This window comes from Halomonas sp. BLK-85 (genome assembly GCF_044792155.1).
Classification (GTDB): domain Bacteria; phylum Pseudomonadota; class Gammaproteobacteria; order Pseudomonadales; family Halomonadaceae; genus Vreelandella.
Genome location: NZ_CP087731.1, coordinates 2,256,643 through 2,269,130 on the forward strand (window position 1 = coordinate 2,256,643; position 12,488 = coordinate 2,269,130).

Below are 12,488 nucleotides of genomic sequence, written 5' to 3' on the forward strand. Positions count from 1 at the left end.
AAAGCCCGAGGCAGTGGATACGGCGGTAGAGCTGCTCGCATCACGCCAATGGCCTGATGTTAGTCAAGCGCCGCCATAAACGCAAGCCCCCTCTTGTCCTGTCGAGCACAAGCAGACAATTGACAACCGGCAGAGAGCACCGCAACCTTGGCACAGCCAACCTGAAGGATCACTTATGCCCAAGGACACATCGCCCGCCATGACCTCGCCATCAAACGCCAACGACCCCGCTGACGCCGCGGCGAATGGTAGTGACCCGCGTCGCCTTGCTGCTATTGATATGGGGTCCAACAGCTTCCACCTGCTGGTCGCCAACTACCAGAATGAGCGCCTGCAAGTGGTGGCCCGTCTGGGTGAGAAGGTCCAGCTGGCGGCCGGCCTGGATGACGACGGCAACCTCACTGAAGACGCCATGCAGCGCGCGCTGGATTGTCTTGGCCGCTTTGCCCCCTTTCTGAATGATATTGAAGGGCAGTACCTGCGGATTGTGGGTACCAATGCCCTGCGCGATGCGGACAATAGCCAGACGTTTATCGATCGCGCCGAAGCGCAGCTTGGCCATGCCATCGAGATTATCGCCGGGCGTGAAGAGGCCCGCCTGATTTACCTGGGCGCGGCCCACGCGCTGGCCGAAAGCGGGCGTCGCCTGATAGTGGATATTGGCGGTGGCTCGACGGAATTTATCATCGGCGAGGACTTTGAGCCCAAGGCGCTGGAAAGCCTGCGCATGGGATGTGTGACCTTTTCCAGGCGGTTTTTCGCGGATGGCGAGTTGACCGAGAAGCGCATGCGCAAGGCTGAACTGGCGGCGCTTTCCGAACTGGCCAATATCCAGCGCCCGTATCAAAAGCTGGGCTGGGAAGATCCGGTGGGGTCCAGCGGTACCATCAAGGCCGCCGCCAATGTGCTGCAAAGCTATGGTGATACCACACAGGAGGGCATGATCACCCGCGCAGGGCTCAAGAAACTGCGCGAGCGTCTGATAAAATGCAAGCATCTGGACAAGGTGGCGCTGGAAGGCCTGAAAAGCGACCGCGCCAGGGTGTTTCCGGCCGGCATTGCCATTCTCAGTGCCGTCTTTGAAGCCTTTGACATTGAACAGATGCGCTTTGCTGACGGCGCCCTGCGCGAAGGCGTGCTCTATGATATGGCAGGACGCAACAGCGCCGAGGACTCGCGCCTCAAGACACTGACCTTTCTCAAACGCTGTTACGATGTTGATACCCGCCAGGCTGACAACGTGGCAGACACCGCCGAACGGCTGTTTTCGCGGCTCAGGGAAGACTGGCAGCTAAACGATGATCATCGCCGCTATCTGTGCTGGGCCAGTGAGGTGCACGAGATTGGCCTGGCCATTTCCCACAGCCAGTTTCACCGCCATGGGGCCTACCTGCTGGAGCATTCCGACCTGTCCGGATTTTCACGCCCGGAGCAGCGCCTGCTGGCCTTTCTGGTGCGCGCTCATCGACGCAAGTTCCCGGTCAAGGAATGGCAGGCACTGCCCGCTTCCCAGCAGGCCAGCGCTGCCAAACTGGCCCGCCTGCTGCGCCTTGCGGTACTGTTCAACCATTCCCGCCCCGAAACCCCGCCGGAACTGCCCAGACTGACCTGCAAGAAGGACACCCTGCATATCCATCTGGATGCCAGCGACGAACCTACGCTGCTCAGCACGGACCTTGAACAGGAGCAGGCCTTCTTGAAGGCCGCCGGTTTCTCACTCCAGATCAGCTAGCGCGGACGGGGCCTGCCAGACCAGCCGCCACCCGCCCGCTACCCAGCTCAGACCGCTGGGCGGATGCAGAGCAGCGATACACTGCCCAGCCCGGGTAAGGACGACCACTACCCGCTTGCGCTCCCAGGGTGGCAGGCCGGCTTCCTGGAGCAGGCGTTTCAGATCCCGCCGGCCCCGCCCCGCCAGCGGGAGCACTTCACCGCCCTGGCGCCAGCTGACCTGGAAGGCCTCGTGACGGCACTGTGTGCCTGCCTCCGGCAGAACGCTGAAGGCGCGTCCGCCCAGCGGGGTAACCAGCGGCGTTCTGCCGCGCCATACCTGCGTCCATTGTTCCGGCGCCGATATGGTGGTGAGCAGATAAAGCCGCCCCCGCCAGAGACGCCCTTCGCCCTGCGGCCAGGCCACCCTGACCTGGGCATCCGGAGCGGCGTCGAGTTGATCAAGCAGGCTCTCCAGGCGTTTGGCTGGCGGTGTTGGCAGGCCCAGGCGCTGACACTGGGTGCGCACCAGCAAGCGCTGACGGGCCCGCGAGCGCGCCATCATGCCCGCCACATCCAGCCCACCGGCAGGGCTACACAGGTCCGGCAGTTCAGCCAGGGCGTATTCACTTAACAGGGTGTCGGCGTCTGCCGCCTGGCGAGCCACCCTGGCCAGGCGCTGCCCTGCCCCTTGCCAGCGGCTTTCCAGCGCCGGCAGGATGCGGTGGCGCAGGAAGTTGCGGTCTGCCTCACATTGATCATTGGTAGGGTCGTCCACCCAGTCAAGCGAACGCTGCTGCGCTGCCTCATTCAACTGATCCTGAGGAATGTCCAGCCACGGGCGTACCAGCGTCACCCCCTGCCAGTGGCGAACGCCTGGCATGCCGGCCAGCCCGCGGATGCCGCTGCCCCGCAGGGCCGCCAGCAGGAAGGTTTCTGCCTGGTCATCCTGGTGCTGGGCCAGCCATAGCGTGTCCCCTCTGCCGAGCTGCCTGGCAAAAGCGGCATAGCGAGCCTGTCGGGCCGCGCCTTCAAGCCCCTTTCCGCTGACGGTATCGACGGCCACATGGGCCACTGTGAGAGGCACCTGCAGGCACTGGCATAACTGCCGGCAGTGCTGTTCAAAGGTGCCCGCCGCTGCCTGCAGGCCGTGGTTGACATGGATCGCTGCCAGGCGGTGACCGCTGCGCTGGCACGCGTCAGTTGCCAACGTCAGTAGCAGGCTGGAATCCAGCCCGCCAGAAAGCGCCACCCAAACACAACGCCCCGGCGGAGTTTCCGCCAGGGCGTTATCAAGCCGGGCTGTCAGGGCGTCAAGCGGCAGGAGCGCCATAGCTCATCAAGCGCTCATAGCGGCGTTCCAGCAGGGCCTCGGTGTCCAGGGCTTGGAGGCGTTCCAGACTCTGGGTCAACGCCTCCCTGATGCGTTCAGAGGTATTGACCGGATGACGGTGTGCGCCCCCCAGCGGTTCCTTGATCAGGGCATCGACAAAGCCAAGCTCCTTGAGCCGCTCTGCGGTAATGCCCATGGCCTGGGCAGCTTCCGAGGCCTTTTCAGCGCTCTTCCACAGAATCGATGCGCAGCCTTCCGGCGAGATGACCGAGTAGGTGGAATACTGCAGCATGTGCAATTCATCGCACACCCCGATCGCCAGAGCCCCCCCCGAACCGCCCTCACCCACGACGGTGGAGATAATCGGCGTTTTCAGCCGCGACATCACCGCCAGGTTGTAGGCAATGGCTTCTGACTGGCCGCGCTCTTCTGCATCGATGCCCGGGTAGGCGCCGGGCGTGTCGATAAAGGTCAGAATCGGCATCGTGAAACGCTCGGCCATTTCCATCAGGCGGCAGGCCTTACGGTAGCCCTCAGGGCGTGGCATGCCGAAATTGCGGCGTACCTTTTCTTTCACATCACGTCCCTTCTGATGACCGATCACCATGACCGGCTGATCGTTCAGGCGGGCGATACCGCCAACGATGGCCGCATCATCGGCAAAATGCCGATCGCCATGCAGCTCGTCGAAGTCGGTAAAGATGCTTTCCAGGTAGTCCAGCGTGTAGGGGCGCTGGGGATGACGAGAGATCTGCGACACCTGCCAGGGGGTGAGATCCTTGAAGATGGATTCGGTCAGTTTGCGGCTTTTTTCTTCCAGTCGCTCAATCTCTTCACTGAGATTGACGTCGTTGTCAGAGCTGACCAGACGTAGCTCTTCAATTTTTGCCTGCAATTCGGCAATCGGTTGTTCGAAATCAAGATAGTTCGGGTTCATGAGCTAGCCTTAAAAATGGGCCTTTCGGGTCACATGATCATCATCAATCAATTATTGGCACGCATTATCGCACCTTGATTCAGGGACGCAAACCATTAGCGGTAGCGTAACTGGACGCCCGCCTGGCCTTCTACATCGCGCAGCGCCAGCAAGAGGTCATCACTGGGAGCGACGTGCCAGTTGTCATCCAGCTGCAGCCAGGCGCTGGCCTCGGGATGACGATAATGCAGGCGCACAGGTAGCCCGGTCGGGTCGCAATAGGGCGTCAGGCAGCTGCGCAGGGTTTCCACCAGACGGCCGTTGATCCGCTCGGCATTCAGCGCGATATCAACGGATGCCCCGTAGCGCACGCGAGCAGTGACCATGGGCGTGACATCCCTGACGCGCAGCTTGAGACCGCCGGAAAAGTCATCATTGGAGACATCGCCTTCCACAATCAGCACCTGGTCAGACTCTATCTGGCTGCGCACCTGGTCAAACAGTTCCCCAAACAGGGAGGCCTCAATGCGACCGGTGCGGTCATCCAGGGTGACAAACGCCATGGTATCCCCGCGTTTGGATTTCATTGTGCGTACACCGACCACCAGCCCCGCCACACGCTGCGGTTCCCGGGAAGCGGAAAGGTCAACAATGCGCGTCGACACAAAGCGTTTCAGTTCGCGCTCGTACTCGTCAATCGGGTGGCCGGTCAGGTACAGCCCCAGGGTGTCTTTCTCACCGGCCAGGCGCTCGCGATCGGTCCACTCGCGCACCTGACGGTATTCGGCGTAGACGTCATTGTCTTCTGCCGCCTCAAAGGCATCGCCAAACATATCCAGCATGCCCAGATTCTGGTTGGTGTGGTTCTGGGCGGCCGCTTTCAGGGCGTCTTCCACGGCGGCGGCGAGCACGGCGCGGTTGGGGCCCAGGTTGTCCAGGGCGCCGGAACGGATCAGCGCTTCCAGGGTGCGCTTGTTCATCCGTTTGGGGTCGATACGCCGACAGAAATCAAACATATCCTTGAAAGGCCCTTCGCTTTCCCGGGCGGCCACAATGGCACCGATGGGGCCTTCACCCACGCCACGAATCGCCCCCAGGCCATAGACGACCCGTCCCTGCTCGTCGACGGTAAATCTGTAGCCGCCAACGTTGACATCCGGAGGCGTGACGGTCAGCTTGAGGTGGCGGCACTCTTCAATCAGCGGTACCACCTTGTCCAGGTTGTCCATTTCCGTGGACATTACTGCGGCCATGAAAGGCCCTGGATAGTGCGCCTTGAGCCAGGCCGTCTGGTAGGACACCAGCGCATAGGCGGCTGAGTGGGATTTGTTGAAGCCGTAACCGGCAAACTTTTCCACCAGATCGAAGATATTGCCGGCCAGGTCTTTATCGATGCCGTTGGCCGCACAGCCTTCCATGAACCCTGCGCGCTGCTTGGCCATTTCCTCCGGCTTCTTCTTGCCCATGGCACGCCGCAGCATATCGGCCTGGCCAAGGGAGTAGCCGGCCATGACCTGGGCAATCTGCATGACCTGTTCCTGATACAGGATGATGCCATAGGTCGGGCTGAGCACCGGCTTGAGCAGTTCGTGCTGGTAATCCGGGTGCGGGTAGGAGACTTCCGCGCGGCCATGCTTACGGTTGATGAAGTCATCGACCATGCCGGACTGCAATGGCCCGGGGCGGAACAGCGCCACCAGAGCGATCATGTCGTCCAGGGAATCCGGCAGCAGACGCTTGATCAGCTCCTTCATGCCGCGGGATTCCAGCTGGAACACCGCCGTGGTCTCGGCACGCTTGAGCATTTCAAAGGTGGCGCCGTCGTCCAGGGGTATGGCATCGATATCCAGCGGAGCCTGATCATTGACGGCGCGCACCTTGTCGACCATTTCCAGCGCCCAGTCGATAATCGTCAGGGTACGCAGGCCGAGAAAGTCGAACTTGACCAGGCCGGCCTCTTCGATATCGTTCTTGTCGAACTGCACCATCAGGCCGGAGCCGTCTTCATCGCAGAGCAGCGGGGCAAAATCGGTCAGTTTGGTGGGGGCAATCACCACGCCCCCGGCGTGCTTGCCGGTACCCCGGGTGGTGCCTTCAAGTTTGAGCGCCATTTCCCAGATTTCCGCCGCGTCCTCATCGGCGTCGATAAAGTCCTGCAGGGCGCTTTCCTGTTCAATGGCTTTCGAAAGCGTCATGCCCACTTCAAAGGGAATCAGCTTGGAGAGTTTATCGCCCAGCGAATAGGGCCTGCCCTGGGCACGGGCGACATCGCGCACCACCGCCTTGGCCGCCATGGTGCCAAAGGTAACGATCTGGGAGACCGCATCGCGGCCGTAGCGGTCGGCCACATAGTCGATGACCCTGTCGCGCTTTTCCATGCAGAAATCGACGTCGAAATCGGGCATGGAAACACGCTCAGGGTTCAGAAAGCGCTCGAACAGCAGGTCGTAGCCAATCGGATCAAGATCGGTGATCTTCTGGGCATAGGCTACCAGCGAGCCAGCACCGGACCCCCGCCCCGGCCCGACCGGCACCTTGTTATCCTTGGCCCACTGGATAAAGTCCATCACGATCAGGAAGTAGCCGGGAAAGCCCATCTGGATGATGATATCCAGCTCGAAATCCAGACGTTCACGGTAACGCTGATCAATGGCCTGGTATTCTGCACTGTCGCGTGGGTATTGCGCTTCTGGAAACAGAAAGTCCAGACGTTCGGTCAGGCCATCGTGGGAAATCTTGCGGAAAAATTCGTCCTGGGTCATACCGTCCGGAATTTCATATTCAGGCAGGAATATCTCCCCCAGGCGCACATCCACGCTGCAGCGTTTGGCGATCATGACGCTGTTTTCCAGCGCCTCGGGAATGTCCGCAAACAGCGCTGCCATCTCTTCAGGGCTTTTCAGATACTGCTCTTCCGAGTAGCGGCGCTCACGGCGCGGGTCGTCCAGCGCCTTGCCCTCACCAATCGCCACCCGGGTTTCATGGGCCCAGAAATCCTCACGCTCAAGAAAGCGCACATCATTGGTGGCCACGACAGGCGTGCCGGTATCAATGGCCAGACGCACGCTCTCATGCACACAGGTTTCTTCCAGTGCCCGGCCGGTGCGTACCAGTTCCAGGTAGAAGCGCTCGGGAAACGCCGTCTGCCACTCGGCCAGCAGCGCCCTGGCCTCGGCATAGTGCTCGCTCAGCAGGTGGCGGCCCACCTCACCGTCACGCCCGCCCGAGAGCGCAATCAGACCGTCACTCTGCGCCATGACCCAGCGTTTATCGAGAATTGCGCGCCCCTGGCGCTGGCCGTGGGTCCAGCCTCTGGAGATCAGTTCGGTCAGGTTGCGGTAGCCAGTGGCATTCATTGCCAATAGCGTCAACCGGTAGGGGTGTGCGTCGTCATGGGGGTTATGCAACCAGAGGTCACTGCCGATGATCGGTTTCAGGCCGGCGCCCTGAGCGGCGGTGTAGAACTTGACCAGACCAAACAGGTTCGCCTCATCCGTCAGCGCCAGGGCGGGCATTTCCCGGGCGGCGGTGGTCGACACCAGCGCTTTGAGCTTGACCAGCCCATCGACCAGGGAGTATTCGCTATGCAATCGCAAATGAACAAAGGGAACCGTCATGACACTCTCGTATGGAAAACAATGATGACTGAAAAACGCACCGGCCAGGGGCCCATCCGCTAAAGCAGCGCCAGCTGGCGCTGAACGGGCGCAAAGCTGCGCCGATGCTCGGCCAGCGGGCCATAGGCTTCAAGCGCGGCCAGGTGCTGGCGGGTCGGGTAGCCCTTGTGGCGGTCAAAGCCGTAATCCGGATAGCGCTCATGCAATGCCTGCATCTGCGCATCCCTGGCGACCTTGGCAATAATCGATGCCGCTGCTATGGCCTGATGGCGGGCATCACCCTTGACCACTGCCTGGCCTGGCAAGTGGTGGCCTGGCAGTCGGTTACCATCCACCAGCAAGTATTCTGCGGCGGGCCTGAGGCCATCAATCGCACGGCGCATGGCCAGGTGCGTGGCATGATGAATATTCAGCTGATCCACCTCGGCGGCGCTGGCTTGTGCCACGCAGTAGGCCAGCGCCCGGGCACGAATCTGAGCGTCGAGCGCAGCGCGCCTGGGTGCGGTCAGCTTCTTGGAATCGCTCAGGCCATCAATGCCACGCTGTGGATCGAGAATCACGGCAGCAGCCACCACGCTGCCCACTAAAGGCCCGCGCCCCACTTCATCCACACCGGCGAGCAGGTGTCCCTGGTAGGCAATCTCGATAGGCGGCCATTCGGTTGGCGTCTTGCAAAGGGCCTGTCTGTTAACACTAGCCATTGGCACTGACCTCGCCAAGTGGCTGACCGGCGATCAGGGCTTCAATGGCATCAACCGCGCGGCGGCTGGCGTTGCGCTGCAGGTCAGCATGCATGTCGGCAAAGCGGGTTTCCAGAGCGCGTCGCGCTGTGTCATTGCCCAGCAGCTGAATCAGCTCGCTGGCAATGGCGCTCGAGGTGGCTGCCTCCTGTATCAGCTCCGGCACGATGCTCTCCTGAGCAATCAGGTTGGGCAGCGAAATCCAGCGGGTTTTGACCAGACGCTTGGCCAGCCAGTGGGTCGCAGGCGCCATCTTGTAAGCCACCAGCATGGGCCGGTGACACAGCATGGCCTCCAGTGCCGCCGTGCCGGACGTCAGCAGTACGGCATCGCTGGCCACCATGGCCTCACGCGCCTGCGCCTGAATCACGACGATACGCGACTGCAGGGTGGGGAATTCCGCCAGCAGCGCGGTGATTTCCTGTGAGCGCTGGGGCGTGGCCGCAGGAATCACGACCTGCAGACCTGGAAACTGCTGGCTGACCTGCTCGACCGCCGTCAGGAAGGTAGCGCCCATAAAGCGTATCTCATTGGCCCGCGAGCCGGGCAGCAGCGCCAGCACCGGCTGATCGACCGCCAGCCCCAATGCCTTGCGGGCACCTTGACGATCATTTTCCAGCGGCATCTCATCGGCCAGCGGATGACCGACAAAGCTGACAGGCACCTGATGCTGGCGGTAAAACGCGGCTTCAAAGGGCAGCAGGGTCAGCATGCCGTCAACCGCCAGGGCAATCTTTCTGACCCGCCCCTGACGCCAGGCCCATACCGATGGGCTGACATAGTGCGCTGTCTTGACGCCCCTGTCGCGCAGGGTACGTTCCAGCCCCAGATTGAAGTCGGGTGCATCGATACCGATCATGATATCCGGCTGCCAGGCCAGCGCATCCACCACCAGATGCCGGCGCACCTTGAGCAGTTCAGGAAGATGTTTGAGCACTTCAACCAGGCCCATGACGGAAAGGGTTTCAAGCGGATAGCGGCTTTGCATGCCCAGGCGCAACATGCGCGGACCACCAATACCGCGAAACGCCACCTCAGGGTGGCGAGACTGTAGCTCACGTATCAGGCCAGCCCCGAGAATATCGCCGGAGAGCTCTCCGGCCACCAGATAAACGCGCTTGATGGTCATCCTGCCTGCTCCTTGCCTATGACGTCTTGTCGGCGACGCTAGACGTTAACGCACGATACCACGCGATGAACGCTCAATGGAGGCAGCAAAACGCTCGATTTCAGGCAGCATGTAACGTTCGCGCATGGTGGTCAGTGCCTGCTCGACGGTCAGCCCCTGTCGATAGACAAGCTTGTACGCATCCGTCAGCCCATTGAGGGCCTCACGGCTGAATCCCCGGCGCTTCAGACCCACCAGGTTCAGGCCGCGCGCTTCGGCGGGGTTACCGTTGATCATCATGAAGGCGGGTGTGTCTTTGGTGATGATGGATCCGCCACCCGCCATGGCATGCTCACCGAAGTGGCAGAACTGATGGACAGCGGACAGGCCGCCCAGAATGGCATGGTCCCCCAGCGTCACATGGCCTGCCAGGGTGACCTGATTGGCCAGAATACAGTCATTGCCCACCACACAGTCATGACCGACGTGCACATAGGCCATGAAAAGATTGCGTGAGCCAATGGTGGTTTCTGCACGATCCTGCACGGTCCCGCGGTGCAGGGTCACGCCTTCACGGATGACGTTATCGTCGCCCATGACCAGCCGCGTTGGCTCACCGGCATACTTCTTGTCCTGGCAATCCTCGCCAACTGAGGCGAACTGGAAAATACGCGTTCGTTGACCCAGCACCGTTGGGCCCTTGATGACCACATGGGGGCCAATCACCGAGCCAGCGCCAATGGTGACGTTGGGACCAATCACGGTGAAAGGCCCTACCTCCACGTCGTCTGCCAGTTGGGCCGCTGGATCTACCAGAGCAGTAGGATGAATCAAGCCACCTTCCTCTCAGCGCAAATGATCTCAGCTTCGCAGGCAAGCTCTCCGTCTACCGTGGCACGACAGGCAAATTTCCAGATTCCCCGCTTGCCGCGAATGACCTTGGCTTCCAGCACTAACTGATCACCCGGCATGACCGGGCTTTTGAAACGGACGTTATCACTACCTACCAGATAATAGACATAACCGTCGGCGGGTAGCTTGTTGACCGTTTTAAAGCCTAGAATACCGCATACCTGAGCCAGTGCTTCAAGCACCAGCACCCCCGGCATGATGGGGTGATGGGGAAAATGGCCGTTAAAAAACGGCTCATTGATGCTGACATTCTTGTACGCAACGATGGATTCACCAACGCTTAACTGCGTTACCCTGTCCACCAGCAGAAAAGGATAGCGGTGGGGTAAATATTCGCGAATCTCGTTGATATCCATGACCATCGTAGCGACCTCTAATAGCAAAAATCCCGGGGTTGACCCGGATACATCCAACGCTTGCGCTGGCAAAAGGCGGGCATTATAACCTGCTGAAAGGGCGCCTCAACCTTTCAGCGCATATTAAGGCGTGCGCCAGGTCAACCCAGTTGGCGTTTTTCGAGCCTTGCCAGACGCTTGGCCATCTCATCAAGCTGTTTGAAACGCACGGCATTCTTGCGCCACTGCTGGTTCGTCATGGCGCCGGTGCCGGACGAATAGACCCCGGGCGTATGAATCGAGTTGGTCACCAGACTCATTCCCGTCACCTGAACGCCGTCGCACAGGGTGAGATGACCGGACAGGCCTACGCCGCCCCCCAGCATGCAATGCCTGCCCACCCGGGTGGAGCCGGCAATGCCTACACAGCCGGCAAGGGCCGTGTGATCGCCAATGTGGACATTGTGAGCAATCTGTACCTGACTATCGATTTTGACGTCATTACCGATGACGGTATCGCCTAGTGCACCACGATCAATGCTCGAGCAACTGCCCACTTCAACGTCATCGCCCAGAATGACGCCACCCAGCTGGGCGATCTTGTGCCAGCCAGCGCCGTCATGGGCAAAGCCGAAGCCGTCGGCCCCAATCACGCAGCCACTGTGCATAATGGCCCGTTTACCTATGACCACACCGTGATAGAGGGTGACATTGGCATGCAGGTGAGATTCTTCACCCAACCGGCTATCCGCACCCACGATGCTTCCCGGGCCGATCACCACACGGTCTTCAAGCACTGCCCCCGATCCCACTACAGCGTTGGCCTCGATACGCACTCCCTCGCCCAGCACCGCATCTTCGGCCACGATGGCACTCGGGTGCACTCCCGCCTCAAGACGCGCCACGGCCATGGGATCGAACAGTTGCGACAGCTGCGCATAGCCGACATAGGGGTTGGCTGTTTCCAGACAAGCTACCGGACATTCCTTTGCATGCTCAGGATGCAACAATACGGCAGCTGCCCGGGTTGATGCCAGGTCTTTCAGATAGGCGCGGTTGGCCAGGAAAGCCACCTGGTCCGGTCCGGCATCTTTCAGAGTCGCCAGACCTCGCACGGCAATGCTGTCATCGCCCTTGACGGGAATATTGAGGTGGCGTGCGATATCGGCCAGCGTCATTGAAACGTGTGGGTGCGTCATAAAAACCCGTCATGCCAGTGGTGCGAGCGGGTCGCACCGGAAACGATCAGCTGTTTAGAGCGTGTTGAATATTTCAGTCACTTCATCGGTCAGATTGGGAAGATCCATGGAGGAATGCAATACGCCCTGCGGCTCAACCAGGATATCAATGCTGTGACGCTCGATGACCTGATCCACAGCCTGCTCCAGCTTGGCTTCCGACTGTTCGAGAAATGCCTGCTCCGAACGCTGCTGAGCCTCCAGTACTTCCTGACGCAGCTGCTGGAAACGGGCGCCTTTCTGCTGCAATTCAGCAACCAGTGATTCTCGCTGTGCGTCTCCCATGGAATCACCCTGATTCTGTAAACGTTCCTGTATGGACTGTAGCTCATTGCCCAGACTTTGCGCTTCGTTCTGCTTGGCGCCAATTTCACTTTCCAACTGACTCAATGATGACTGGGCGGACTGGGTATTCATCAGTGCAGCACGCCAGTCCAACACCGCCACTTCAGCGGCAGAGGCCGCCTGAATCGGCAGGATCATGGCGGCCGAAACCCCCAGGGCAGCAATCAGTTTACGCATGATTCACTCCTTGTAGCTTTTAGTGCGTCAATTGAGTATATCGCTGCACGCATGCAG

The 12,488-nt window shown here is 60.4% G+C and carries 10 protein-coding genes; 1 reads left to right on the top strand and 9 read right to left on the bottom strand.

The window, feature by feature from the left end; genetic code table 11:
• The first annotated feature begins 175 nt into the window (after window positions 1-175).
• The gene (gene ppx, locus LL947_RS10220; protein ID WP_499833125.1) at window positions 176-1,732 is read left to right on the top strand and encodes an exopolyphosphatase; all 1,557 of its coding nucleotides are present in this window, start codon (window positions 176-178) and stop codon (window positions 1,730-1,732) included.
• Here the strand turns inward: ppx and tilS are convergent.
• From tilS to LL947_RS10265, 9 genes are all read right to left on the bottom strand, one after another.
• Window positions 1,715-3,043, bottom strand: coding sequence for a tRNA lysidine(34) synthetase TilS (gene tilS / locus LL947_RS10225; RefSeq protein WP_499833126.1), 1,329 nt, complete (start codon window positions 3,041-3,043; stop codon window positions 1,715-1,717). The genes ppx and tilS overlap by 18 nt on opposite strands.
• Window positions 3,024-3,980 (bottom strand): acetyl-CoA carboxylase carboxyl transferase subunit alpha, encoded by a 957-nt coding sequence (accA, locus tag LL947_RS10230; protein ID WP_404413709.1) that lies wholly within the window; start codon window positions 3,978-3,980, stop codon window positions 3,024-3,026. Before accA ends, tilS begins: the two co-directional genes overlap by 20 nt.
• A gap of 95 nt (window positions 3,981-4,075) precedes the next feature.
• Window positions 4,076-7,576: a DNA polymerase III subunit alpha gene (dnaE, locus tag LL947_RS10235; RefSeq protein WP_499833127.1), complete on the bottom strand. Its 3,501-nt coding sequence runs from the start codon at window positions 7,574-7,576 to the stop codon at window positions 4,076-4,078.
• Window positions 7,577-7,635: 59 nt separating this feature from the next.
• The gene (gene rnhB / locus LL947_RS10240) at window positions 7,636-8,277 is read right to left on the bottom strand and encodes a ribonuclease HII (protein WP_499833128.1); all 642 of its coding nucleotides are present in this window, start codon (window positions 8,275-8,277) and stop codon (window positions 7,636-7,638) included.
• Window positions 8,270-9,445 carry a lipid-A-disaccharide synthase gene (gene lpxB / locus LL947_RS10245; protein WP_499833129.1) on the bottom strand — a complete coding sequence of 392 codons (1,176 nt, stop codon included), beginning with the start codon at window positions 9,443-9,445 and terminating at the stop codon, window positions 8,270-8,272. The genes rnhB and lpxB overlap by 8 nt, the downstream gene beginning before the upstream one ends.
• Before the next feature lie 45 nt (window positions 9,446-9,490).
• Window positions 9,491-10,258, bottom strand: coding sequence for an acyl-ACP--UDP-N-acetylglucosamine O-acyltransferase (gene lpxA / locus LL947_RS10250; RefSeq protein WP_290821095.1), 768 nt, complete (start codon window positions 10,256-10,258; stop codon window positions 9,491-9,493).
• Window positions 10,255-10,698: a 3-hydroxyacyl-ACP dehydratase FabZ gene (gene fabZ / locus LL947_RS10255; RefSeq protein ID WP_404413717.1), complete on the bottom strand. Its 444-nt coding sequence runs from the start codon at window positions 10,696-10,698 to the stop codon at window positions 10,255-10,257. The genes lpxA and fabZ overlap by 4 nt, the downstream gene beginning before the upstream one ends.
• A 134-nt stretch (window positions 10,699-10,832) precedes the next feature.
• A complete protein-coding gene (lpxD, locus tag LL947_RS10260; protein ID WP_404413720.1) occupies window positions 10,833-11,870 on the bottom strand; it encodes a UDP-3-O-(3-hydroxymyristoyl)glucosamine N-acyltransferase in 1,038 nt (345 codons plus the stop codon).
• Window positions 11,871-11,924: 54 nt separating this feature from the next.
• Window positions 11,925-12,431 (bottom strand): OmpH/Skp family outer membrane protein, encoded by a 507-nt coding sequence (locus LL947_RS10265; RefSeq protein ID WP_499833130.1) that lies wholly within the window; start codon window positions 12,429-12,431, stop codon window positions 11,925-11,927.
• Between the last annotated feature and the right edge of the window lie 57 nt (window positions 12,432-12,488).

Bases quoted from the DNA above. Each gene is read 5' to 3' on its own strand.
- ppx (WP_499833125.1), top strand. From the start codon at position 176: ATGCCCAAGGACACATCGCCCGCCATGACCTCGCCATCAAACGCCAAC.
- tilS (WP_499833126.1), bottom strand. From the start codon at position 3,043: ATGGCGCTCCTGCCGCTTGACGCCCTGACAGCCCGGCTTGATAACGCC.
- accA (WP_404413709.1), bottom strand. From the start codon at position 3,980: ATGAACCCGAACTATCTTGATTTCGAACAACCGATTGCCGAATTGCAG.
- dnaE (WP_499833127.1), bottom strand. From the start codon at position 7,576: ATGACGGTTCCCTTTGTTCATTTGCGATTGCATAGCGAATACTCCCTG.
- rnhB (WP_499833128.1), bottom strand. From the start codon at position 8,277: ATGGCTAGTGTTAACAGACAGGCCCTTTGCAAGACGCCAACCGAATGG.
- lpxB (WP_499833129.1), bottom strand. From the start codon at position 9,445: ATGACCATCAAGCGCGTTTATCTGGTGGCCGGAGAGCTCTCCGGCGAT.
- fabZ (WP_404413717.1), bottom strand. From the start codon at position 10,698: ATGGTCATGGATATCAACGAGATTCGCGAATATTTACCCCACCGCTAT.
- lpxD (WP_404413720.1), bottom strand. From the start codon at position 11,870: ATGACGCACCCACACGTTTCAATGACGCTGGCCGATATCGCACGCCAC.
- LL947_RS10265 (WP_499833130.1), bottom strand. From the start codon at position 12,431: ATGCGTAAACTGATTGCTGCCCTGGGGGTTTCGGCCGCCATGATCCTG.